This is a genomic window from Flavobacterium cerinum (genome assembly GCF_024496085.1).
GTDB classification, from domain to species: Bacteria; Bacteroidota; Bacteroidia; order Flavobacteriales; family Flavobacteriaceae; genus Flavobacterium; species Flavobacterium cerinum_A.
Genome location: NZ_CP101751.1, coordinates 2,864,937 through 2,883,847 on the forward strand (window position 1 = coordinate 2,864,937; position 18,911 = coordinate 2,883,847).

The 18,911-nt window shown below is 35.6% G+C and carries 22 protein-coding genes and 1 other RNA gene; 11 read left to right on the top strand and 12 right to left on the bottom strand.

Annotated elements, in window-relative coordinates; translation table 11 throughout:
* Positions 1–16 precede the first annotated feature (16 nt).
* Positions 17–505, bottom strand: a complete 489-nt coding sequence (locus NOX80_RS12780; protein WP_256550181.1) for a hypothetical protein — start codon at positions 503–505, stop codon at positions 17–19.
* Between the two features lie 472 nt (positions 506–977).
* On the opposite strand from NOX80_RS12780, the gene NOX80_RS12785 reads away from it, so the two are divergent.
* The 5 genes from NOX80_RS12785 to NOX80_RS12805 are packed head-to-tail and all read left to right on the top strand — an operon-like array spanning position 978 to position 5,507.
* Positions 978–1,466 (top strand): SixA phosphatase family protein, encoded by a 489-nt coding sequence (locus NOX80_RS12785; RefSeq protein WP_256550182.1) that lies wholly within the window; start codon positions 978–980, stop codon positions 1,464–1,466.
* Positions 1,463–3,577 carry a polyphosphate kinase 1 gene (gene ppk1 / locus NOX80_RS12790; RefSeq protein WP_256550183.1) on the top strand — a complete coding sequence of 705 codons (2,115 nt, stop codon included), beginning with the start codon at positions 1,463–1,465 and terminating at the stop codon, positions 3,575–3,577. Before NOX80_RS12785 ends, ppk1 begins: the two co-directional genes overlap by 4 nt.
* A gap of 22 nt (positions 3,578–3,599) precedes the next feature.
* A complete protein-coding gene (locus NOX80_RS12795) occupies positions 3,600–4,490 on the top strand; it encodes a Ppx/GppA phosphatase family protein (protein ID WP_256550184.1) in 891 nt (296 codons plus the stop codon).
* Position 4,491: 1 nt separating this feature from the next.
* The gene (locus NOX80_RS12800) at positions 4,492–4,932 is read left to right on the top strand and encodes a GNAT family N-acetyltransferase (protein ID WP_256550185.1); all 441 of its coding nucleotides are present in this window, start codon (positions 4,492–4,494) and stop codon (positions 4,930–4,932) included.
* A gap of 17 nt (positions 4,933–4,949) precedes the next feature.
* Complete coding sequence (locus NOX80_RS12805) at positions 4,950–5,507, top strand: Crp/Fnr family transcriptional regulator (RefSeq protein WP_256550186.1); 558 nt, start codon at positions 4,950–4,952, stop codon at positions 5,505–5,507.
* Positions 5,508–5,563: 56 nt separating this feature from the next.
* Here NOX80_RS12805 and NOX80_RS12810 read toward each other — a convergent pair whose 3' ends face one another.
* The gene (locus NOX80_RS12810) at positions 5,564–6,172 is read right to left on the bottom strand and encodes a hypothetical protein (RefSeq protein WP_256550187.1); all 609 of its coding nucleotides are present in this window, start codon (positions 6,170–6,172) and stop codon (positions 5,564–5,566) included.
* Between the two features lie 197 nt (positions 6,173–6,369).
* Between NOX80_RS12810 and NOX80_RS12815 the strand changes: the two genes are divergently transcribed.
* Both NOX80_RS12815 and NOX80_RS12820 read left to right on the top strand, forming a co-directional pair.
* Positions 6,370–7,389, top strand: coding sequence for a saccharopine dehydrogenase (locus tag NOX80_RS12815; protein ID WP_256550188.1), 1,020 nt, complete (start codon positions 6,370–6,372; stop codon positions 7,387–7,389).
* 14 nt (positions 7,390–7,403) lie between these two features.
* Positions 7,404–7,982, top strand: coding sequence for an NAD(P)H-dependent oxidoreductase (locus NOX80_RS12820; RefSeq protein ID WP_256550189.1), 579 nt, complete (start codon positions 7,404–7,406; stop codon positions 7,980–7,982).
* Positions 7,983–7,984: 2 nt separating this feature from the next.
* Here NOX80_RS12820 and NOX80_RS12825 read toward each other — a convergent pair whose 3' ends face one another.
* The 3 genes from NOX80_RS12825 to NOX80_RS12835 all read right to left on the bottom strand — a co-directional run bounded on the left by NOX80_RS12825 (position 7,985) and on the right by NOX80_RS12835 (position 10,128).
* Entirely contained in the window at positions 7,985–8,587 is a 603-nt protein-coding gene (locus NOX80_RS12825; RefSeq protein ID WP_256550190.1) for a DNA polymerase III subunit gamma/tau, read from the bottom strand.
* Positions 8,588–8,652: 65 nt separating this feature from the next.
* On the bottom strand, positions 8,653–9,738 hold the full coding sequence (dnaX, locus tag NOX80_RS12830) for a DNA polymerase III subunit gamma/tau (RefSeq protein WP_256550191.1): 1,086 nt from the start codon (positions 9,736–9,738) through the stop codon (positions 8,653–8,655).
* A gap of 90 nt (positions 9,739–9,828) precedes the next feature.
* On the bottom strand, positions 9,829–10,128 hold the full coding sequence (locus tag NOX80_RS12835; RefSeq protein WP_256550192.1) for a hypothetical protein: 300 nt from the start codon (positions 10,126–10,128) through the stop codon (positions 9,829–9,831).
* 120 nt (positions 10,129–10,248) lie between these two features.
* On the opposite strand from NOX80_RS12835, the gene rnpB reads away from it, so the two are divergent.
* Positions 10,249–10,574, top strand: an RNA gene (gene rnpB / locus NOX80_RS12840) — RNase P RNA component class A.
* A gap of 2 nt (positions 10,575–10,576) precedes the next feature.
* Here rnpB and rsmD read toward each other — a convergent pair.
* A complete protein-coding gene (rsmD, locus tag NOX80_RS12845; RefSeq protein WP_256550193.1) occupies positions 10,577–11,164 on the bottom strand; it encodes a 16S rRNA (guanine(966)-N(2))-methyltransferase RsmD in 588 nt (195 codons plus the stop codon).
* On the bottom strand, positions 11,161–11,970 hold the full coding sequence (locus NOX80_RS12850) for a DUF3822 family protein (protein WP_256550194.1): 810 nt from the start codon (positions 11,968–11,970) through the stop codon (positions 11,161–11,163). Before NOX80_RS12850 ends, rsmD begins: the two co-directional genes overlap by 4 nt.
* A gap of 144 nt (positions 11,971–12,114) precedes the next feature.
* Here NOX80_RS12850 and NOX80_RS12855 point away from each other — a divergent pair, with 144 nt between their 5' ends.
* Positions 12,115–13,539, top strand: a complete 1,425-nt coding sequence (locus tag NOX80_RS12855; protein ID WP_256550195.1) for an ATP-dependent DNA helicase — start codon at positions 12,115–12,117, stop codon at positions 13,537–13,539.
* 35 nt (positions 13,540–13,574) lie between these two features.
* A complete protein-coding gene (gene kdsB / locus NOX80_RS12860; protein WP_256550196.1) occupies positions 13,575–14,303 on the top strand; it encodes a 3-deoxy-manno-octulosonate cytidylyltransferase in 729 nt (242 codons plus the stop codon).
* Between the two features lie 114 nt (positions 14,304–14,417).
* Here kdsB and NOX80_RS12865 read toward each other — a convergent pair whose 3' ends face one another.
* The 4 genes from NOX80_RS12865 to NOX80_RS12880 all read right to left on the bottom strand — a co-directional run bounded on the left by NOX80_RS12865 (position 14,418) and on the right by NOX80_RS12880 (position 17,528).
* Complete coding sequence (locus NOX80_RS12865; protein WP_256550197.1) at positions 14,418–15,188, bottom strand: copper resistance protein NlpE; 771 nt, start codon at positions 15,186–15,188, stop codon at positions 14,418–14,420.
* A 141-nt stretch (positions 15,189–15,329) separates the two neighbouring features.
* Positions 15,330–15,905, bottom strand: a complete 576-nt coding sequence (locus NOX80_RS12870; protein WP_256550198.1) for a DUF417 family protein — start codon at positions 15,903–15,905, stop codon at positions 15,330–15,332.
* Between the two features lie 68 nt (positions 15,906–15,973).
* Positions 15,974–16,861, bottom strand: a complete 888-nt coding sequence (locus NOX80_RS12875) for a helix-turn-helix domain-containing protein (protein WP_256550199.1) — start codon at positions 16,859–16,861, stop codon at positions 15,974–15,976.
* A 1-nt stretch (position 16,862) separates the two neighbouring features.
* A complete protein-coding gene (locus tag NOX80_RS12880; RefSeq protein ID WP_256550200.1) occupies positions 16,863–17,528 on the bottom strand; it encodes a spermidine synthase in 666 nt (221 codons plus the stop codon).
* Positions 17,529–17,584: 56 nt separating this feature from the next.
* Here NOX80_RS12880 and NOX80_RS12885 point away from each other — a divergent pair, with 56 nt between their 5' ends.
* Complete coding sequence (locus NOX80_RS12885) at positions 17,585–18,145, top strand: 1-acyl-sn-glycerol-3-phosphate acyltransferase (protein ID WP_256550201.1); 561 nt, start codon at positions 17,585–17,587, stop codon at positions 18,143–18,145.
* A gap of 307 nt (positions 18,146–18,452) precedes the next feature.
* Here the strand turns inward: NOX80_RS12885 and NOX80_RS12890 are convergent, their stop codons facing one another.
* Entirely contained in the window at positions 18,453–18,866 is a 414-nt protein-coding gene (locus tag NOX80_RS12890; protein WP_256550202.1) for a helix-turn-helix domain-containing protein, read from the bottom strand.
* Positions 18,867–18,911 lie beyond the last annotated feature (45 nt).

Here is an 18,911-nt window from a genome sequence, read left to right on the forward strand (position 1 = left end):
TGTCTTAGAATAAAACTTAACTAGGGATAGATATCGAATAGATGATTAAATAACCATTGCGATTATTTAGAAACAGGCTTTTGATATAATCCGGATTGCATTTAAAATCGCAGATCACATAGATGTATTTCAGACTCTTAAATTTTTCGAGCGCTGTTGTGTCAATTCTTAGAGGATCATTAGCACTTAGCTTAAGTGTAAGTATCTCCAATGGCCTGGTGTCTTCTCTGGCCAGAAACTGACTAAAGGAATAAGCATCTACTTCGGCATAATAACAATTACCCTGTGTTAAGTCTTTCACTTTACCGTTGAGGATGTAAAGTTTAGGATGTAAATCTTTTAACAATGATCGAGCACGACCATAATTAAATTCGGAACCCGTTTGTTTTCCTTCATATCCTTTTGTCATTAAATCCTGGTAGGATATGAAAGTTTGAGAATGCACCGTTCCTGCTAAGAGGAGTAGCAGAAAAAGTGCGGCTGCTTTTTGTTTTAAAGCGTTCATGATCATTATATTAATTAAGTTAGTTTTCTTAAAAAATGACATAAAGATTCCCCGGGCGATAAAAACAGCTCTGTTTTTTCACCATTTAAAAAACCGATATGTAAAGCCATGGAACAGATTACTTGTGAGACAAGCAAAAAGGACTTGGTGACTTAATTAAAACAGGTTGATATGAATTTGGAAACAAGAAAGTCTATTACGATTTTAATAGACATATCGTAATAATAACATGGTTTTTAGTAGCATTTCAGTATTATTTTGAGTTTTATAGTGGTATTTAAACTTAAAATAAAAGAATACGCTGCCATGTTTGAATGATACTAAATTATTCAAATAAAATCGGGGCGCATTATTTCCGTAAGGTTTTTCGATAAAATGACTTTTTTTATCCATGAATTAACATTTTTTTGATACTTTTTAACTGGTATTTTTCTTTTTTTTTGACGTACTTTATGAAATAAATAGCTACATCATGAAAAATTTAATTCTAATTCGTCATGCAAAATCAAGCTGGGAAACACCTAGTAAAGATATAGACAGACCCATTTCCCAAAGAGGTATTCATGATGCCAACACCATTTTTAGTCAAATAAGTAATTTCTTACCTAAAACATTTTTGGTATGGAGTAGTACGGCTAAACGGGCAAGGGAAACGGCGATGATCTTTTCACAAAATCTCTCTATTCCTTATGAAAGTATCATTATAAATGAAGACTTATATACGTTTGACAGCAGAAATCTGGAAGCGGCCATAAAAAAATGCGAAAACAGGTTTGACAGCCTAATTCTTTTCGGACATAACGAGGCTATAACAGATTTTGTTAATAAATTTGGTGACCTTTATATTGACAATGTTCCCACTGCCGGATTGGTTTCTATAACATTTGAGCAGGATAACTGGGACGATATTAATAAAGGGCGAACAATTAAAACCTTATTTCCAAGGCAGTTAAAAGTATGACATCTCACGAAAACAGATATATCGACAGAGAAAAAAGTTGGTTGGCATTTAATGCAAGAGTTTTACAAGAAGCAGCAGATGAAAGTGTTCCGTTATTAGACAGACTCCGTTTTTTAGGTATATTTTCCAATAATTTAGACGAATTTTTCCGTGTACGCTACGCAGCTGTACGCCGGTTAAGTATGGAAGGTATTTCCGGAGAAAAGATTCTGGGCGGTATTTCAGCACAACAATTATTAAAAGACATTACCGAAATTGTAATTGAACAACAATCGGAAAGTTTGCGCATTCTGAGTGTCATTGAAAAGATGCTTGAAAAAGAAAACATCTTTATTATTAATGAAACGGAAACAAATAAAGAGCAACAAAACTTTATTAAAGAATTTTTTATTCAGAAAGTAAGCCCGGAATTGGTAACGATTATCCTTAATGATTTGGATGAATTTCCGTTATTAAAAGACACTTCAGGTTATTTGGCGGTCAAATTAGTCATGAAACCGAAACAGTTGGTAATTGATCCGTCAGATGTGATTCAGAAAAAGGAAGTACGTTATGCTGTTGTCGAAATTCCGAAAACAATTAACCGTTTTGTAGTGCTTCCGTCCAGTAATGATAAGCAATATGTGATCTTATTGGATGATGTGATTCGCTATAATCTGCACAGTATTTTTAATATTTTCGACTACGAAAGTATTTCGGCACATATGATTAAAATTACACGTGATGCGGAATTGGATATTGATTCGGACCTGAACAAAAGTTTAATCGAAAAAATATCAACCAGTGTAAAAGATCGTAGAATAGGGGAACCGGTTCGTTTTGTATATGATCAGTCTATCGAAAAAGATACATTGGCTTTTTTCCTGACACGAATGAAAATTGATGCTACGGATAGCTTGATTCCGGGTGGTCGCTATCATAACCGTCGGGATTATATTGATTTCCCGAATCTGGGACGTTATGATTTACTGTTCAAACAAAATCCGCCTTTACCGGTTGTCGATCTGAGTCTGGAAGGTAGTATTCTGGAGCGGATTAAACAAAAAGACTTTCTGGTAAATGCACCGTATCAATCCTTTTCCTATTTGATCAAGTTCTTACGGGAAGCTGCTCTTGATCCGAAAGTAACATCGATTAAAATTACACTATATCGTCTGGCTAAAAATTCCCAGATTATCAGTTCTTTAATCAATGCCGCTAAAAACGGAAAAAGAGTGATTGTTCAGATTGAATTACAGGCGCGTTTCGATGAAGCCAGTAATATCTCGTATGCCGAACAAATGCAAACGGAAGGAATTGAGCTTATTTTCGGGGTAAAAGGACTAAAAGTACACAGTAAAATTTGTGCTATTGAAAGAATCGAAGACGGGAAAATTTTCCGCTACGGCTTTATTTCGACAGGGAATTTTAATGAGTCGACAGCTAAAATTTATACTGATGTAACGTTGCTTACCAGTCATCAACCGATTTTAAGAGATATCAACCGCATTTTTGATTTCTTTGATGTCAATTATCGTGTCCATCGTTATAAACATCTGATTGTATCGCCACATTATACCCGATCAAAATTTATTAAACTGATTGAAAGGGAAATGCATAATGCTCAGGAAGGAAAAGAAGCTTATATTAAATTGAAAATGAATAGTTTGTCTGATTTTAAAATGATCGACAAATTATATGAAGCCAGTCGAGCCGGAGTAAAAATTCAGCTGATTGTTCGTGGTATTTGCTCGCTTATACCGGGTATATTGGGAATGAGTGAAAATATTGAAGCAATTAGTATAGTCGATAATTATCTGGAGCATGCCCGTATTTATATCTTCGGAAATGAAGGCGATCCGGAAGTTTATATTTCTTCCGCTGATTTTATGACGCGTAATCTTGATGCTCGTGTAGAAGTAACTTGTCCGATTTATGATCCCCGGATTAAGGAAGAGTTGATCGAAACGTTTAATATTGGTTGGAAAGGGAACGTAAAAGCCCGTTTGCATTCCGAAAATCTGGAAAACAAATACCGAAAACGTCCGAAAGAAAAAATGTTCCGGGCGCAATTGGAAACCTATAACTACTATCGCAATCAGATGGATGTTATAGTCGAGAAAAAACTTTGATAATCCCTCAATTAAAAGTAATATGATTTCGATCAAAAAATATGCAGCTATCGATATCGGATCCAATGCGATGCGATTGCTGATTACTAATATTGTAGAACAAGCCGGAAAAGAAACCCAGTTTAATAAAAGCGAATTGGTTCGCGTTCCGATCCGTTTAGGACAGGATGCATTTACAGTTGGGGAAATCACGGATGATAATATTGAACGAATGGTCGATGCGATGAAGGCGTTCAAATTATTAATGAAAGTATATAAAGTAGAACGTTACATGGCATGTGCTACATCCGCTATGCGTGAGGCATATAACGGTCAGGAAGTAGCTGACATTATTAAGAAAAAAGCCGATATTAAAATCAATATTATCGACGGTAAAAAAGAGGCTAAAATAATTGCTTCATCCGATTTACGCCATTTTATTAAAACGGATCAGACTTATCTTTATGTCGATGTAGGCGGTGGAAGTACTGAATTTTCATTGTTTTCTGAAGGTCAGATGGTGGCTTCAAAATCTTTTAAAAACGGAACCGTTCGTTTACTGAATAACATGGTTAATGATGTGGTATGGCAGGAAATCGAAAAATGGATAAAAATCCAAACCGAACCTTATGAGCATATCACACTGATCGGATCGGGAGGAAACATCAATAAATTGTTTAAACTTTCCGGTAAGTTACAGGAAAAACCATTATCCTATGCTTATGTTAACGCGCAATACCAATACCTGAATTCACTTTCATATGAGCAACGCATCGCAGAAATCGGATTAAATCCGGATCGTGCCGATGTAATCATTCCGGCAACCCGTATTTACCTGAGTGCGATGAAATGGAGCGGAGCAAAAAATATTTATGTCCCTAAAATCGGACTTTCAGACGGTATTGTAAAAGCCATGTATTACGACAAAATTTAAAATGAAAACAACAATTTATACACCTTCGGTAAATGATTATATTGAAATTACCGAAGTATGGGAAGCATCTGTTCGTGCTACACATACCTTTTTGACAGAAGAAGATATTCAATATTATAAACCATTGATTTTAAATGAATATCTAAAAGCTGTAACCCTTTTTTGTACTTCGGATAACGGAGCCATTACCGGTTTTATCGGTTTGTCGGAAGATACAATTGAAATGCTTTTTATACGTCCGGATTACAGAGGAAAAGGAGTAGGAAAAGTACTATTGGACTTTGCAATTAAAGAACATAATGTTTTTAAAGTCGATGTAAACGAGCAAAATGAGCAAGCTGTCGGATTTTATGAGTATCTGGGGTTTAAAACCGTAAAAAGAGAACCTTTGGATCCGAACGGGAAACCGTTTCCGATTTTATCAATGGAACTTCAAAAATAATTAACAGTTGATCGGATATGAAAGCACTGTTTAAAACATTAGGAATCTTGTCCGCAGCCGAATTGGATATGCTGGATGATATCCTTACAGAACGGATTTTAAAAAAAGGCGAATACCTGATTAAAGAAAATACAGTTTGCGACGAAATTGTTTTTATCAAATCAGGTGCGCTTCGCTCTTTTTATATTAACAGTGAAGGAGATGAAATTACGAATTGTATTACTTTCGAGAATGAATTAATGTCCGCTTTTTCCAGTTTCGTAACCAAAAAATCCACCGATGAAAATATTCAGGCTTTATTCGATACCGAATTAGAGGTTTTACATCGTGAAGATCTCGAAAGATTGTATTTTCAGAATATAAACTGGCAAAAAGTAGGACGTATTTTAGCAGAAACACAATATGTTCAATTAGAAAAACGAGTAGCTTCCTTTCAGAAATTTTCTGGAAAAGAACGCTATGAAGAATTGTTCAGCCTACAGCCTAAATACATCAAACTTATTCCGTTACAATATCTGGCGTCCTTTTTAGGTATCACACCGAGACATTTAAGTCGTATTCGAAAAGCAGTATAAATAGCTTAAAAGTAATTTCCTTTTTTTAAATTTCAGATTAAGAAACTTATGATTATTTAACCCTTATAACGAATTATTTCTATTAGTTGTTCCGGATCGTCTTTATAAGCTACTATTTGACCGATATTTTGCGATGTAAAACGCAATAAAGCGTCGTTAGGCTTCGGAATCCTGTGCCATCTTTTTTCCCGGATAGTAGTATAGATAGAAATCGGTGTGTTTATAAGACCGGTTCCTGACCACCAGCCCAATAAGGCTGTCGAAATTATAGCTTCTTTGTTTTTTATATCAAGACAATTCGGACAGCCAATTACTAATTCTTCTCTGAGTGACGCAGAAAAAATATAACTTTTTACAGTGTATATAACCGTACCGTTAAGTTTTACTGCTTTATCTTTACATATCGGGCATGGTAAAGTCCTTAATTTTTGTGAGAATTCAACTATTTCTTCAAAAGTATAACTTCTGTTTTGTGCTTTTACACTCTCTAAAAGAGCAGGGTTTAAATTCCTCTTTTTAATTTCTTTTTCAATTATCTCAAAGATACCAGGTCTTAATCCTTGTGCACGTTCAGTTGTAATCTGGATTAATTCATAGTCACTTTTTTGGGAATAATATACCTTAATGTCTTTTAAATCATATCCGCTACTCTTACTATTGTTCATATCGTTCTATTTCTTTTCCGCATATTTATAAAAAAAGCAGTAATGATAAATACGCTTTTTTATACTATTATAAGCCAAATATATTGAATACACAAAAAAAGAAATAGGCATTTCAGTTGTTGCATTTCAATATTGGACATATGTCCGGTAGTTGGGCTATATACTCCGATACTTTTGCATAAAACAAATCTTTATTTATGCAAAAAAACATTCTTATTATCGGAGGGACTGGATTGATCGGGTCGACCGTCTACAGAATTTTAAAAGAAAGAAATCCAAATTATAATCTGTTTATCGGTAGCCGGAAAAAAAGGAATTCGGATCAGGTTTTATGTCTTGATGTTTCTGATTTTGCCACACTTTCGGTAATCGCTCAGTATTCTATTGATCTTATTATATTATGTACAAATGATCAGCATAATAACGTATTGCATTATGCTATTGCAAATCAGCTGGATTATATCGACATCACAAAACCAACACCGGATTTAAAGGAAGCTTTTTCAATTGCCGGTAAAGAAAAAAATGTAGCCAACAAAATTGTTTTCAGTTCCGGTTGGATGGCAGGGATTGTATCTGGTTTGCTACAGGATTTTAAAGGAATAAATACAGTTGCTCTATTTGTCTATTATTCCATTTCGGATAAAGCAGGGGAAAGTTCAGCGCATTTTATGGCCGAAAACGTAAGTAAACCATTTGTTCGCTATAAAAATAATCAGCCGGTAACGATTAAGCATTTTCTTGATTCTGAGGACTATACTTTTTCTTTTGATGTCGGTAAACGACGGGTTTATAATTTTGATGTCCCGGATTTATTCATCTTAAATGCAATCGAAAATGTCCCGAATGTATCGGTAAAAATGACCTATAGTTCGAGATTGGTAACCCGTTTGTTAGGTCTTTTTCAATCGTTGCGATTATTTAATCTGCTATCCTTAAAAAACAGAAGATTAATTTTTAGTGCCAACGGAAAAGGGGATAAGACTATTTTTGAAATTATAGCGAAAACATCAAGCGAAACAATAAAAACCACATTAAAAAGTGATAACGGGCAGTCGGAATTAACAGCTTTTGCCACTGTTTTACATATTGAAAAAATATTGAATAATCCATTTCCTGACGGAGTTTACTTTAGTCATCAATTATATCAGCCGGATGAAATGAAAAACGCGTTGTTAACCAATAAAACGATTAAAATCAATACATTTAAGAACTGAAATAGCCACTGTATATGAAAAAAATACTGATTATTAATGGACATCCTAATCCGGACAGTTTTAATTTTGCTTTGGCTGAAGCCTATCGTAAAGGAGCGGAAACTAATGGTATACCGATTGAAACAATTACAATTGCGAATCTGAATTTTGATCCGAATTTAAGATTTGGATATCAAAAACGGATGGAATTAGAACCGGATTTAAAAATGGCTTGGGAGCAAATTCAAAATGCAGATCATCTGGTATGGATTCATCCGGTTTGGTGGGGCGGATTACCGGCAGTAACCAAAGGATTTATTGATCGGTTGTTTTTGCCGGGTATGGCTTTTCGTTACCGTGAAAACTCGGTATGGTGGGATAAATTATTAAAAGGAAAAACCGCTCACATTATAACAACTCTTGATCAACCAAGTTTTTATTATTGGTTGGTTTATGGCCGACCAAGTGTTAATCAGCTAAAAAAAGCAGTTCTGAAATTTTGTGGTATTGAACCGGTAAAAGTTTCTTATTTCGGAATTATTAAAACCTCGAACGATTTAGAGCGAAAAAAATGGATTGAAAAGGCTTTTAAAATGGGACAAAAAGGAGCGTAAAATTAGACGTCAAGATCGAAAGCTTTACGTAAAAGATCCAAAGCCGGGTTGATTGCTTTTAATTTCTCAAATTTTTCCAGAGCGGTAAAAGCATATTTGGTTTCTACAATTTCATTAACATGTACTTCTATAACAATATCATGGTTGTGTAATTTCCCTCTCAGATAACCTAAAAGTTCAATTTTATTGTTGTCAAAATCTACTTTAGAGCCCTCATTCGGTAATTCCAGTTTAATCGTTGTACCGTCTAAAACTGGATCATTGATCTGCATATATGTTGCCATGATTTTTTGGCCTTTATCGCTTAAACGCTGTGCAAATTTATTCCATTGTAATAGCATATCCGTTTCGGTAAAGGCTTCTGTCGGCAATTCATCATGTTGCGGAGCATTGGCTCTTTGTTGTGCTTCGAGTTCTTTTTTTGCCCGGATACTGGCTAAGGAAAGCGCTGAAACTTTTTTTTCAGCATTTAAATCCGGAGTAACAATCGGTTTGATTTCCGGTGTAACAACTTTAACAGGAACCGGCTCCGGATTTGGTACAGAAGTAACGGTTACTGGTTCCGATTGTTGTGATACAACAGGAATAGAATCCGGTTGCGGCACAGCAATAACTTCCGGTGTAGCAGGTACTACCGGTTTCGGGTTATTTTTGAAAAAATCAGGGGGAATTATGTATGACTTAGCTTTTTTTTTTCTCCATCAAAAGTAATGGAGGCAAGCTGCATTAGACACAGTTCAACTAAAAGTCTTTGATTCTGACTAGTTTTATATTTTAAGTCGCAATCATTAGCAATATCAATTCCCTGTAACAGGAATTCCTGAGCTGTTTTTTGCGCTTGTTCACGATATAAATTTTGTGCGACTTCACCGGCTTCCAACAGTATTAAAGTTGCCGGGTTTTTACAAACCAGTAAATCTCTGAAATGAGACGCTAAACCGGCAATAAAATGATGACCGTCAAATCCTTTGGCCAGAATATCATTATAGGCTAATAATAATTCCGGTATTTTGTTTTCCAGAATTAAATCGGTTACTTTAATGTAATATTCGTAATCCAGTACATTCAGGTTTTCAGTAACGGCCTGACGTGTCAGATTTGTACCACAATAGGAAACCACACGGTCAAAAATCGATAAAGCATCACGCATCGCACCATCTGCTTTTTGCGCAATGATATGCAAGGCATCATCTTCAAAAATAATATTCTGACTTTTTGCTACTTCAGCCAAATGTTCTTTTGCATCTTTAACGGTAATTCGTTTAAAATCAAAGATCTGACAACGAGATAGGATAGTTGGAATAATCTTATGTTTCTCAGTAGTCGCCAGAATAAAAATAGCATGCTTCGGCGGTTCTTCCAATGTTTTTAGGAAGGCGTTAAAAGCCGCTTGTGACAACATATGTACCTCGTCAATGATATACACTTTGTATTTCCCGGTTTGTGGCGGGATACGAACCTGATCAATCAGATTTCGGATATCATCAACGGAGTTATTAGAAGCGGCATCCAGCTCAAATACATTGAAAGCAAAATCTTCATAAGGATCATCGTAGCCCTCCTGATTAATTTTTCGTGCCAGAATACGCGCACATGTTGTTTTTCCAACCCCTCGCGGCCCTGTAAAAAGAAGTGCCTGTGCCAGGTGATTGTTGTCAATAGCATTTAATAAAGTATTGGTAATAGCCTGTTGCCCAACAACATCTTTAAATGTTTGCGGTCTGTATTTACGGGCTGATACGATGAATTGTTCCATGACTTTATATTACAGGCAAATATAGCGGTAAAAATAGCAAATTGCAAAGCCGCTTTCGGATAGTTTTTAACAAAGTAAACGCAAACAGTGCTATTCCGTTCTGCCTTTAATACTTAAGTCGGCGAGAACTTTTTCAATATCGTTTTCTGAAGATGCCAACTGGCCGGCTACGAATACGCCTTTTTCTCCTGTAATGGATTTAATTCCGTAAACGGTAGCTTCGTCATCCGGATTGGTCTGACCTTCGTAACGGTAAATATGAACAATTTCGTAGTTAGAAGGATTTTGAATAATATCCTGTTCATGAATATTAAAATCAACATTGAAACCTTTTTCAGTCAATTCTTCCAACGCTTTGGTAACAGTCGCATAGTGATACATACGAATCATAGTTTAAGTTTTGAAGTTACTTTTTAAAGGTAAGCATTTTATTCTCAAATGACTATAAAGCAATGTTAAAGTAGTGCTATATAAAATGTATGAAAAGGAAAATATTCTGTTATCTTTGCAGCCGCAGACCGCCTTATCGTCGTCTTGTCTTTCGGGACGAGAGGGAGGAAAGTCCGGACACCACAGAGTAGCATAGCGGGTAACACCCGTCAGTTCCGATTTATCGGGATTAGGACAAGTGCAACAGAAAGTATGTACAGGTAATGCTGTAGTGAAACCAGGTAAACTCTATGCGGTGAAATGCCATGTATATCAACATTCAAGGGCTGCTCGTTCGTTGTTGAGGGGTAGGCAGATGGATCCCGTCAGTAATGTCGGGGCTAGATAAATGATAAGGGTTCCGATTTATCGGAATACAGAATCCGGCTTACAGGTCTGCTTTTTTATATTAACTGTCGAATTCGTCCTCTTCGTCCGTTACATCTTCTTCGGTATCGTTTGCAAACTCAAAAAAGGTAAACACCGATCCTCCGTAATGCTTCGCAAAAGAAAAATTAACCATATGGTCAATAGGAGTATGTTTGGAATGCTCAATGATCATCATACCGTCTTCTTCCAGTAATTCGTTTTCAAATACCAGATTTACAATTCGTTCGAAATCTTTTTGTTCCATCCCGTAAGGCGGATCGGCAAAAATAATATCGTAAGAAGCTTTACTTTTTTCAAGAAATTTATAAACGTCACTTTTAATAGCCGTGATATCAAAATCAAATTCCCTGGCTGTTTTTTTGATAAAAGTAACACAACCGAAATCTCCGTCTACACTGGTAATCGGCCCGGAGCCGCGTGAAGCAAATTCATAACTGATATTTCCGGTACCGGCAAAAAGATCTAATACCCGTAATTCGGAGAAATTAAAATAATTGTTTAGAATATTAAACAACGATTCTTTCGACATATCGGTAGTAGGGCGAACAGGTAGGTTTTTCGGAGGATTAATTCGTCTTCCTTTATATTTTCCGGAAATGATTCTCATGAATGTAGCAGGATAAAGTTTTCTAAAATAACACGTTCTTCCAGTGAATAACGCGATTGTAAAGCCTGCGTATCCAACAGCGCGATTGTACGGATATAGCGATAGGCGATTTCAAAACACGGATCGTTAACAGTAATTTTTCCTAAGAAATTTACCGAAACCGTTTCCGGGTTAAGTTGTAATTGCTCCAATGTAAATAACAAGTAATAGGCGAAATCTTCCGGTGTTTTGTATTCAAAAGAATTATATAACAATAACTTTAGGTTTTGCGATACAATTATTTCAAAATGAGTATTTTGTATATGAATAAAAACCTGCTTTTCTTCCTTGTTTCTCGACAAATCAAGTAACGCAGCAACTAACGGTGTATTACAGTTTTTATAATCAAAAGCACCAAATTGATCTATCAGAAAATTATTCACATTTACAAAAGGAACATACACGTTGTTTATTTCGTGTATTTCTATTTCATCAAAAGCAAAGACATCGGTTTCAAATACTTTGGTATTGTACTGCAAATAGCTTCCCAGAAAGTTTTCATCAAAAAGCGCTTTCGGAACAAACGTATTAAAGTTATTGTCGTGCAATACAACAATTTCATCATAATGTCGGGTTAATGCCGGATGATCGACAAAAGTCCGCCATAATTGATCTTCTAACGATTGCGTATAGTTAAAAGCAACCGACTGTAATTCCAGAATACGATCATTCAGTGTGTCTATAACACAGAATGAAAGCCCGTTTAGAGCAATCTGAAGAGACAGTTTTTTATAGTTTTTTTGAGCTATCGTGGCTGTTGATGACATTGTCTGGAATCGTAATTGAAAGCAAATTTACATTTTTTTTGTAACGGAAACCGATTTGGGATAAAAAAGGTATGTATCTTTGGACTTCTTTTCCGTTGTAGTGATTACGCGGGTTTGATAACTTCATACATTATTTTGGATTTGATGAATTCCGGCAAATTTTATAGTGCTTTAAAACAAAACTTTCCGTATTTACCAACGCTGAAACAGGACATTTTTTTTCAGAAGATTGCGGATTTCGTTACTAATGAGAATGACGATGAGATCTTCATGCTAAAAGGGTATGCCGGAACGGGTAAAACAACTGTAATTTCAACGATTGTCAACCAATTAAAAGAAGTTAACAAAAAGTATGTATTGCTGGCACCAACCGGAAGGGCGGCTAAGGTGATATCCAATTACGCCCAAAAACCGGCTTTTACCATTCATAAGCGTATCTATTTCCCGAAAAAGGGAAGTGGCGGTGGCGTGCATTTTACGATGCAACCGAATAAATTTAAAAATACAGTATTTATTGTCGATGAAGCTTCGATGATTTCGGATGCCAATTCCGATTCCGGATTATACGAAAACGGCTCTTTATTGGATGACCTTATTTTATATATCTATTCGGGGTACAAATGCAAAATGATTCTGGTTGGCGACACTGCACAGTTGCCACCGGTTAACATGGAGGTAAGTCCGGCATTGAATATTGATACGCTGGGAATGAATTATAGCATGGAAATTCAGCATATTGAGCTGGATGAAGTAATGCGACAGGAAGAGAAATCGGGAATTTTATATAATGCAACGGAACTCCGGGAAATTCTGAAATCACAGTTTATCGATTCGTTTCAGTTCCGGTTAAGAGGATTTAAAGATATCATTCGTTTAACTGACGGTTATGATATTCAGGATGCAATTCATCAGGCTTATAGCAATTATAGTATTGAAGATACTGCTTTTATCGTACGTTCCAATAAAAGAGCCAATCAATATAATCAGCAGATCAGGCTACGAATTTTGGATAAGGAAAGTGAATTGTCGGTTGGTGATTTTATGATGGTGGTTAAAAACAATTACTTCTGGTTAAAAGATTCAGACGAAGCCGGTTTTATTGCCAATGGTGATATTATCGAGATTCTGGAAATTTTTAAAATTCAGGAATTATACGGTTTTAAATTCGCTAAAGTAAAAATCCGAATGGTCGATTATCCGAACCAGATTCCGTTTGAAACGGTTCTGATTCTGGATACGATTATGAGTGAATCGCCTTCATTAACTTATGAGCAATACAATTTATTGTATCAGGAAGTTATGTTGGATTATGAAGAGGAGCGAACCCAATACCGCAAATTGCAAAAGGTAAAAACCAATCCGTATTTTAATGCCTTACAGGTGAAATTCTCCTATGCCATCACTTGTCATAAATCACAAGGCGGACAATGGAATACGGTCTTTATCGAACAACCTTATTTACCGGACGGGATTAATCGTGATTATATCCGATGGTTGTATACGGCAATGACAAGGGCAAAAGATAAATTATATCTGATTGGCTTTAAAGACGATTATTTTGAAGATTGATTTGTATTTTTAGGACTTAAAACGAAATAAGAGATATGAAAATAATAGCTGTGATTCCGGCGCGATATGCATCCACACGATTTCCTGCCAAATTAATGCAGGATCTGGGAGGCAAAACAGTCATTTTAAGGACTTACGAAAGTGCATTACAAACCGGATTGTTTGATGATGTTTTTGTTGTCACGGATTCCGACCTTATTTATAATGAAATTGTGTCTAACGGAGGTAAGGCCATTATGAGTATTCGCGAGCATGAAAGCGGAAGTGACCGGATTGCCGAAGCTGTAGAACATATGGATGTTGATGTTGTAGTAAATGTACAGGGCGATGAGCCGTTTATCAATAAAGAACCACTGGAAAAAGTACTACAGATTTTTAAAGAAGATACAACAAAAGCAGTGGATTTAGCTTCGTTAATGCGCGAAATTAAAGATCCGAAAGATATTGAAAACCCAAATAATGTAAAGGTAATTGTAGATCAAAAAGGATTTGCACTTTATTTTTCCCGTTCGGTAATTCCGTATCCGAGAGAAGTAAATGTTGGTGTGCGTTATATGCAACATATCGGTATTTATGCCTTCCGAAAAGAAGCGCTTTTGGATTTTTATCGCTTACCGATGTTAGCTTTGGAGGCTTCGGAAAAATTGGAACAATTGCGTTATCTGGAATACGGAAAACGTATCCGAATGGTCGAAACAGAACATGTCGGAATTGGTATTGATACACCGGAAGATCTCGAAAAAGCACGAAAAATGATAGGATAAAGTATAAAAAAAAGGAGATTTTAAATCTCCTTTTTTCCTTTTCATAGCTATTTAATAGAGTATTACTACTCTTTTTTCTTCTGTCTGGTATCTTTTTTCAATACTTGATAGTCTTTATTTTTTTAAATAATCGCCGCCTAAAGTACCGCCACCGCCGCAAAAATACATAAGATCATAGCGTTCGTTAAATTTTGAAGTCGACACGGTTGCGATTTTATCTTCAAAGGAAATAGTCATAATGGCTTTTAAATCCGGATTACTATCTTTTAAGTTGATCTCAATACGATTGTTGACAAGAACTCCTTTTCCTTTAAATTCACATCCTTTTTGAGTAGCTGCTTTAAAAGTTACCGCTACATCAAATTCATTATTAGCAGTATTCGTTAGCGTTAATGTCTGATAATAACCTTTTCCTACTTCACCCTGAATGTAATTTCCGGTAAGTGTTTTCGGATCAAGCGGTTTTTCTTTAGACAAGATATAATGTGAAGCCAATTCTGATTGTACTTCTTTTTTATCCTGATCCAATACGGCAATCGTGCTGTCTGTTTTAATCAGATAAAATTCTTTCTGATTATCAGCAAAGATTACTTCTACATAAGGTCCGTTTAGTTTCCAGTTTCCTTTTTCTGTTTCGCTGGTTTTATCCCGATCCTGATACAGAATCGTTTTGGATACCGTTGCATCATTGTTAAATGCCAATGAAGTTTCAATACCGGGACAATCGGCGCATGGCAAAACACCTTCATACATACCCGAAACAGTTCTGGTTACTTGTGTACTGTCGATGGTTGTTGGTTCACTGGCTGTATTAGCTGTTTTTTTACAGGCTGTTAGCGACAATAAAGCAACGAACACCAACGATGCTAAAGGTTTTTTCATCATAATTTTTATTTTTATTGTTATTTGTAACAAATCACATCAAAAAGCTTACCAAAACAGTATTTTTATATTATTTTTTTGTAAGCTTTTACGGTATAACAAATAGCAATAGTGATTAGAATGAAATTTTACGGAGAAACTGAATTAAACTAAGTCACTTTTTTTAAGCTCCAGATAGCGTCGGGCTGCCTGACTCATTGTTACCAATGCAGCGCCCATCATAATAGCATCTTTAATAACGAGTCTTCCGGCTCCGCTTAAATAAGGAAATCCATGTTGAGCATCTCCTAAATCCGGAACCCAGGCTTCAGGAGTGGTGATCAGAAACGATAAGGTAACGAAAGACATCCCAAATGCCAGAAAACTTCCAACCGCAGAAACGCCGGGAGCAACAGGATATAAGGCAATTAATATTCCGATACCCACAATCAAAGCACCCAATCCATACGAAAAGCCATAGGTATTGTTTTCTTTATGCCATGCAATATTTTCCGGTTTGTATTCTCCTTCTTTATTCATATGCATTTTGTAATCCGGAGCATCATAGTTGTAAAAGAAACTCATAAACGGACTATTTGACACAAAAGGGACAATTCCGTTTGCCTCATAACGAAAGGCTTTAAGTCCTCCGATCCATACCAAAACAACGATTAAACCGATTCGGGTTACCTGAATTCCGGTTTCCTGTAAACGGGCTGCATATGCAAATAATTTGTCCATAATTTTAATTTTAAGATTACAGTACAAAGATCCTACATAAAGTGCCTATGTAAAATGAACAAAAAGAGCTAAGGGATGGACAAAAATCCTTTTCTTATTTTCCATTCCTCTTCACGGAAATGTTTTGGCGATAGTCCGATGTGTTTTTTAAAAAACCGACTAAAATAATATTCATCCTGAAAACCAAGATCGGAAGCTATCGTTTTAATCTGTGTATTGGTGTGCAGTAATTCCCATTTGGCTTTTAGAATCAGTTTTTCAGCGATTAACGCGGAAACGGTTTTCTGATAATATTGTTTTGTTGCCGTACTCAACGTTTTGACAGTCAAATGTAATTTATCAGCATAAAAAGCCGGTTGATGTTCGGATAAATAATGTTCATTAATCAGATTGGTTAATTCCGAAAGATAATCTGGTAGGATAGGAGTATTCGGGTTTATAACCGTATCAATCTCATTTTTTATCCGTGTTAGTTTGATCAGGAAAATTTTGAGATAAGAAAATACCAGTTCATTAGAAGCGAGCTCTTCTTCTTTAATCTCGTTCTTAATTGTATTGAATAATGATTTTAATTCCTCACGATCCTGCGGCAGAATCGGAATTTGAGAAGTTGCGTAAATATTGTTAAATAGTACGCCATTACAACCTACCTGATGGTGATAGGTTTCAATACAAAAGAAATTAGCATGGAATAAAAGAAGCGTTGCTTTAGTACTTCCTTTAGAATGCAAGGCAAAAGCTTGATAAGTATTAAAACAGAATACCTGATTTTCAGTGTATTTCACTTTCATCAGATCCGTTTCGACAATTCCTTTACCGCTGTGAATCCATAAAATAGCAAAATAATTAGTGTGTAATGGCCAACTCTCATTCTCGATCAAAATTTCAGTAGTCAGTATCGGTGTACTTTCTTTTGAAGCCTTTTTAATTTCGAGCGTAATGGTATTGGTTAGCATGTTACATCAGTTTTTTGATAGTAAATAATTCATTGTGTTCTTCAACTTTAGGATACATTCGAACGGAATAATTTTGATCAAATCGGGAACGGTAATCCAGATTCCTTTGCTTTTGATTATCATTTAAAACCATCGTATTAAACAAAATAAATCCATTTACATTCAACAGATAGTTAACCCGGTTGATAAAGAAATCCTCAAATAAGAAATTAGGCATCACGGTATCCTGAAATACATCAATAATAATCAGGTCATATTTTTCACGGGTTTTTAATACAAACTCGAAAGCATCGTCTAATACAATCGTGAAATTCGGAATTTGGTCTATCTCAAAGTATTTTTTAGCCAGTTCAATGGTTTGCGGATCGAGTTCAACTCCTGTTATTTTTCCTTTATAACGGATTTCATCGGTCAATGTCTTAACAACACTACCGCCGGCAACGCCTAATACTAATATATTAGTAAAGTTACGAATTCTTTCAAAACCGATATAATGGAGCCCTTTACGTAGAATTCGCTGTAAACTCCCGTAAGAATAATTCGTGTTTTTAGAATCCATAACCAATTGTCCGTTGGTCCAGGTAACTTCCAGATTTTTATTTATTTCTGATTTTTTTTGGTGAATTTTAATTGGAATGAAGTAACTCAGTAATCTTTTAGATAGCATTTAACAGGATTTTCTATTCGTAAATATAATGCTATTTTTACAGCAAACTTTCTAAAATGAAACAAATTCTTTACCGTTGGATATTCTTTAAACAGATGGGTTGGTCGATTGAAGGAACCATTGCTCCTGAAATCAAAAAATGTGTTATGATTGTCGTACCACATACCAGTTGGCATGATTTTTATCTCGGCGTTTTTACAAGAGGTATTTTAAATCAGGAAATGAATTTTGTTGCTAAAAAGGAATTATTTCGTTTTCCGTTAGGTGTTTATTTCAGATGGATGGGTGGCGCACCGTTAAATAGACAAAAAAATGAGAATAAAGTAGATGCTATTGCTAAAGTTTTTGCAGACAAAGCTGTTTTTCGCCTTGCCATTGCTCCGGAAGGAACCCGAAAAAAAGTAACGGAATGGAAAACGGGTTTCTATTATATTGCACTTAAAGCCGGAGTACCTATTATACCCGTTGCATTTGACTACGGTAAAAAGCAAGTAAAAATCGGAGCTCCTTTTTATCCTACCGGAAATAAGGAAGCGGATTTTGAAAAATTAGAGCAACATTACATCGGAGTAATCGGAAAAATACCGGAATACAGCTTCACACCCGAAAAAAAATAAAAAAAAGTAATAAAAAATAAAACCGCAAACAGTTTCCTTTCGTATATACTTTAAAATTCGGTTTGTCCGTAATCCTATTTCAGGCTTTTTGGACCGGATATTCCGGATAAAAACGATCTTTCTGCCCGATGCTAAAGCTAATTGAAGAGGGTAAATTGTAGTTCCCGTAAAGTAAACATGAGGAAAAATTGCTTTGAAAAAAATAAATAGGGAACAAAACAATTTTGGGCAGTAAAGATTGTTCTTGTTTTGTAAATTTTGTCGGTTGGTTATTAAGCCTTCGTTGTCCCTATAACAACGGAGGCTTTTATTTTGGAGTATAGTTTTTAAACGTACCGTTTTTATAAAAAATAACGATTCGCTCTATTTCATCTGTATCTGTTACAAATAAATTATTTTTTGATTCTGCCGGATTTTTAGCCGGTTCTTCATTTCCGGAAAATAAATCCGGAAATGAAGTAGGTAAGGCCGGTTGTATTACTTCTTCTGTTTCCGGTTTGGGAAAACTTCCTTTACCGTTCAAAATCCAGTACAAATCAACTTCAGGGTAATAGGCAATTATTTTAAGAATAAAATCCAAACTGGGTTTATTTCGTCCGGAGAGTAGATGCGACAAACTGGATCGTTGCACACCGATCGAATCCGCAAAAGCAGAAGCAGAAAGACCATAATAATCCAACACTATTTCCAGTCGCTTTATAAAATCATCAGTGTTTACCATTGTAAAATAGTTTATAACCAATTCGAGTTACAAATGTAAATAATA

Bases quoted from the DNA above. Each gene is read 5' to 3' on its own strand.
- NOX80_RS12890 (WP_256550202.1), bottom strand. From the start codon at position 18,866: ATGGTAAACACTGATGATTTTATAAAGCGACTGGAAATAGTGTTGGAT.
- NOX80_RS12880 (WP_256550200.1), bottom strand. From the start codon at position 17,528: ATGCTATCTAAAAGATTACTGAGTTACTTCATTCCAATTAAAATTCAC.
- NOX80_RS12875 (WP_256550199.1), bottom strand. From the start codon at position 16,861: ATGCTAACCAATACCATTACGCTCGAAATTAAAAAGGCTTCAAAAGAA.
- NOX80_RS12785 (WP_256550182.1), top strand. From the start codon at position 978: ATGAAAAATTTAATTCTAATTCGTCATGCAAAATCAAGCTGGGAAACA.
- ppk1 (WP_256550183.1), top strand. From the start codon at position 1,463: ATGACATCTCACGAAAACAGATATATCGACAGAGAAAAAAGTTGGTTG.
- NOX80_RS12815 (WP_256550188.1), top strand. From the start codon at position 6,370: ATGCAAAAAAACATTCTTATTATCGGAGGGACTGGATTGATCGGGTCG.
- NOX80_RS12885 (WP_256550201.1), top strand. From the start codon at position 17,585: ATGAAACAAATTCTTTACCGTTGGATATTCTTTAAACAGATGGGTTGG.
- NOX80_RS12835 (WP_256550192.1), bottom strand. From the start codon at position 10,128: ATGATTCGTATGTATCACTATGCGACTGTTACCAAAGCGTTGGAAGAA.
- NOX80_RS12800 (WP_256550185.1), top strand. From the start codon at position 4,492: ATGAAAACAACAATTTATACACCTTCGGTAAATGATTATATTGAAATT.
- NOX80_RS12870 (WP_256550198.1), bottom strand. From the start codon at position 15,905: ATGGACAAATTATTTGCATATGCAGCCCGTTTACAGGAAACCGGAATT.
- dnaX (WP_256550191.1), bottom strand. From the start codon at position 9,738: ATGGAACAATTCATCGTATCAGCCCGTAAATACAGACCGCAAACATTT.
- NOX80_RS12855 (WP_256550195.1), top strand. From the start codon at position 12,115: ATGAATTCCGGCAAATTTTATAGTGCTTTAAAACAAAACTTTCCGTAT.
- NOX80_RS12850 (WP_256550194.1), bottom strand. From the start codon at position 11,970: ATGTCATCAACAGCCACGATAGCTCAAAAAAACTATAAAAAACTGTCT.
- kdsB (WP_256550196.1), top strand. From the start codon at position 13,575: ATGAAAATAATAGCTGTGATTCCGGCGCGATATGCATCCACACGATTT.
- rsmD (WP_256550193.1), bottom strand. From the start codon at position 11,164: ATGAGAATCATTTCCGGAAAATATAAAGGAAGACGAATTAATCCTCCG.
- NOX80_RS12780 (WP_256550181.1), bottom strand. From the start codon at position 505: ATGAACGCTTTAAAACAAAAAGCAGCCGCACTTTTTCTGCTACTCCTC.
- NOX80_RS12805 (WP_256550186.1), top strand. From the start codon at position 4,950: ATGAAAGCACTGTTTAAAACATTAGGAATCTTGTCCGCAGCCGAATTG.
- NOX80_RS12810 (WP_256550187.1), bottom strand. From the start codon at position 6,172: ATGAACAATAGTAAGAGTAGCGGATATGATTTAAAAGACATTAAGGTA.
- NOX80_RS12865 (WP_256550197.1), bottom strand. From the start codon at position 15,188: ATGATGAAAAAACCTTTAGCATCGTTGGTGTTCGTTGCTTTATTGTCG.
- NOX80_RS12795 (WP_256550184.1), top strand. From the start codon at position 3,600: ATGATTTCGATCAAAAAATATGCAGCTATCGATATCGGATCCAATGCG.
- NOX80_RS12820 (WP_256550189.1), top strand. From the start codon at position 7,404: ATGAAAAAAATACTGATTATTAATGGACATCCTAATCCGGACAGTTTT.